This is a genomic window from Stenotrophomonas sp. 2YAF22, assembly GCF_052114665.1.
Classification (GTDB): Bacteria; Pseudomonadota; Gammaproteobacteria; order Xanthomonadales; family Xanthomonadaceae; genus Stenotrophomonas; species Stenotrophomonas indicatrix.
Genome location: NZ_JBFRFE010000532.1, coordinates 1 through 3098, shown reverse-complemented (window position 1 = coordinate 3098; position 3098 = coordinate 1). Strand labels below are relative to the sequence as shown.

Sequence of the window (3098 nt, the reverse complement as noted above, 5' to 3'; positions counted from 1 at the left end):
CATCAAGGGCATCCGCGTGCTGGTGGTCGACAACGATCCGGACGCGCTGGAGGCGATGCGACAGATGTTGCTTGCCTGGGGCTGCGATGTCATCGCGGCGCGCGACGTCAATGCGCTGGGCGCTTCCGCACCGGAGGCGGCACTGTGGCTGTTCGACTACCACCTTGATGATGGCGATACGGGCGTCGCACTGTGGAAGCGCCTTGTCGCCGTCCACGGAACGCGGCCGACGGTGATTCTCAGCGCCGACACCGGCAACGACACCCGCGAGGCGGTGCGCAGCGTGGGCCTGTCGCTGCTGAACAAGCCGTTCAAGCCGCTGGCCCTGCGCTGGGCGATCAACCATCTGCTGGCAACGGCCGCTACGGCAAAGGCCTGACCAAGAGTCAGGCGTCGTGCGTCTCTTCGATCTGCCGCGAGGGATCGGTCAACCCCATCTCGTGCAGCACACGGATGGCCTGCGCACGATTACGCACGCCCAGCCGGCCCATGATGCGGGTCATGTGCGCCTTGACCGTGCGCAACTGCACGCCCAGCCGGTCAGCGATCTGCTTGTTGAGCAGCCCTTCGGCCACCAGGCTCAGCACCTTGTACTGATGCGCGGACAGGCTGGACAAGCGCGCGGCAAGATCGGCGTCCTTGTTGAAGGGGGCCACCCGCGCCACTGGCTCGCGCAGCAGCGCCGGAATCCAGCGCTCACCTTCCAGCACGGACTGCAGCGCGGACTGCAGATCGGTCAGCCCTGAACTCTTGGGCAGATAGCCGGCCGCGCCCAGATCGATGGCGCGGCGGATCACGTGCGGCTCTTCATTGGCCGAGACGATGATGATCGCCAGCCCCGGTTGCAGTGCACGTATGGTCGCCAGCCCGGCAAGACCGTGGTTGCCCGGCATATGCAGGTCCAGCAGCATCAGGTCGATCTGCTGGCTCTCGATCGCTTCAAGCACGCTGTGCAGCGAATCGGCCTCGCTGATCTGCAGGTCCGCCACCGCCTCCTCGGCCGCGCGATGCAGCGCCGCGCGGAACAAGGGGTGGTCGTCGGCGATGAGCAGGGTCGGCATGTCCAGCCGAGGTTAGCAAATCGTCCGCGCTTGGGCACGGGTACCAAGGTACGCTGGCGTGTGCCGCCCGGATTGCTAGGGTGGAGCAATGAACATCCATCGCCCCGTTACGCTGCTGTGCGCCACGCTGCCGCTTCTTGTGGGCAGCATTTCCGCCGCCCAGGCTGCCGCGCCCCGCCCTATCACTGCTGTTCCGGTGTTCGAGCAGTGGCGGCAAACCGTGCATCGCGGCAACGATGAACTGCTGACGGCGGGACTGGATATCGACGCCCTGCGCTCGGCAGCCGCGCCAGCCTTCAGCAACCCGGGCCAGCCCACGGCCGAAGAGGCACGGCGCCGTGCGATCTGGAGCAGCTGGCGTGGTATCGCCGACCTGACCCCCGGCGGTGGCTTTGGCGATGTCTACGGCAGCCTGCAGGCGGTACCCGGCCGCGAGTTCTCGGCCTATGCGCGCATTCCTGGCGCACGCCAGCCCCATCGCGTTCTGGTGCAGGTGCCTGACAACTTCGATGCCTCGCGGCGCTGCCTGCTCGTCGCTGCGTCTTCCGGCTCGCGTGGCATCTATGGCGCGATTGCGGTTGCCGGCGGCTGGGGCCTGGCCCATGGCTGCGCCGTCGCCTATACCGACAAGGGCGCAGGCAGTGACTACTACGATCTGGACGCCAAGACGGGCTTCCAGGACGATGGCACGCCCGCTAGCCAAGGTGCGCTGGCCTTTGTCCCTGCGGGTACGGCAGCCACCCAGGGAATCGCCTTCAAACATGCCCATTCGGGTGACAACCCGGAAGCAGACTGGGGCGGGCATCTGCTGCAGGCGCTGCAGTTCGGCCTGCAGGCCCTGGACCGCGCCTACCCGGAATCGACGCCATTCACGGCAGCCAACACGCGCATCCTGGGTGTGGGCGTATCCAATGGCGGTGGCGCCGTGCTGCGTGCGGCGGAGATCGAAGGCGACTGGTTCGATGCGATGGTGGCCGGAGAACCCAATGTCTCGGTGGCAGGCGCACCGCCGCTGTACGATTTCGTCACCCAGGCCGCGTTGCTGATGCCCTGCGCGCTGCTGGCAGACGATGATCTGCCGCAACCGCCGATGCGAGCGCAGGCTGTGCCGGCGTGGACCCAGCGATGCGCCACGCTGAAGTCCGCCGGGTTGGTGCAAGGTGATGACACCGCGGCACAGGCTCGGTCGGCACGGCAGCTGCTGCTCGACGCTGGCTTGAGTGCCGATGCACTTCGCGCCGGCGCGTTCTCGACCGGGTTCGATCTGTGGCGCGCCATCGCGGTCACCTATTCGTCAGCCTATGGCCGCTACGGTGCTGGCGAGCATCCCTGTGCGTACAGTTTCTCGGCCGCCGGGGCAGATGGCAGGCCCGGCGCGGCCGCAGCCGAAATGCGTGCAACCTGGTGGAGCGAGGGCAGTGGCATTCCGCCAGGCAGTGGCGTGGTGCTGGTGGATGGCAATGCCGCCGGCGCGGAAGCTGATCCCCTGCGCGGTCTGAACTGCCTGCGTGCACTCGGCAATGGCGATAGCGCCGATGCACGGCGTGTGCGCGCCGGCATCGCCGCGGCCACCGCCGAGGCTCCGCATCGCAGCCTGCCGATCGTGGTGATCCATGGCATCGACGACGGGCTGGTGCCGATCAGCATGACCAGCGATCGGTACGTGCCATTTGCGCGCAAGGCGGGGGCGCAGATCGCCTATTGGCGGGTGAACCACGCACAGCACTTCGACTCGCTGCTGGGCTTCCCGGATTACCGCAAGCGCTACGTGCCGCTGCTGCCCTACATGTTCGCGGCGCTGGACCAGGTGTGGGGTCACCTTGAGGATCCAACGCAGGCACTGCCGAAGGATGCGCTCATCCAGCCAGCGCCACGCGCGGAAGCGCCCTTGCTGCGCGAGCAGCTGTCCATTCCCGCAATCCAGGCCATCCCCAGCCGCTGACACGCCGCCCACCAGGAAGTCCCCACATGTCATTCGCCACCGCTACAGACGCGCCCACCGCCGAGGCTCATGCCTATCCCCTGCTGATCAAGCAG

General features: G+C 67.2%; 3 protein-coding genes. 2 read left to right on the top strand and 1 reads right to left on the bottom strand.

What is annotated here, in order from left to right; genetic code table 11:
* A partial coding sequence (locus AB4Y84_RS17695; RefSeq protein ID WP_442250560.1) for a response regulator occupies positions 1 to 379 on the top strand: 379 nt, incomplete at its 5' end.
* Positions 380 to 386: 7 nt separating this feature from the next.
* Here AB4Y84_RS17695 and AB4Y84_RS17690 read toward each other — a convergent pair.
* Positions 387 to 1061: a response regulator transcription factor gene (locus tag AB4Y84_RS17690; protein WP_442243597.1), complete on the bottom strand. Its 675-nt coding sequence runs from the start codon at positions 1059 to 1061 to the stop codon at positions 387 to 389.
* An 88-nt stretch (positions 1062 to 1149) separates the two neighbouring features.
* Here AB4Y84_RS17690 and AB4Y84_RS17685 point away from each other — a divergent pair, with 88 nt between their 5' ends.
* A complete protein-coding gene (locus AB4Y84_RS17685) occupies positions 1150 to 3003 on the top strand; it encodes a 3-hydroxybutyrate oligomer hydrolase family protein (protein ID WP_442243598.1) in 1854 nt (617 codons plus the stop codon).
* Positions 3004 to 3098 lie beyond the last annotated feature (95 nt).

Bases quoted from the DNA above. Each gene is read 5' to 3' on its own strand.
- AB4Y84_RS17685 (WP_442243598.1), top strand. From the start codon at position 1,150: ATGAACATCCATCGCCCCGTTACGCTGCTGTGCGCCACGCTGCCGCTT.
- AB4Y84_RS17690 (WP_442243597.1), bottom strand. From the start codon at position 1,061: ATGCCGACCCTGCTCATCGCCGACGACCACCCCTTGTTCCGCGCGGCG.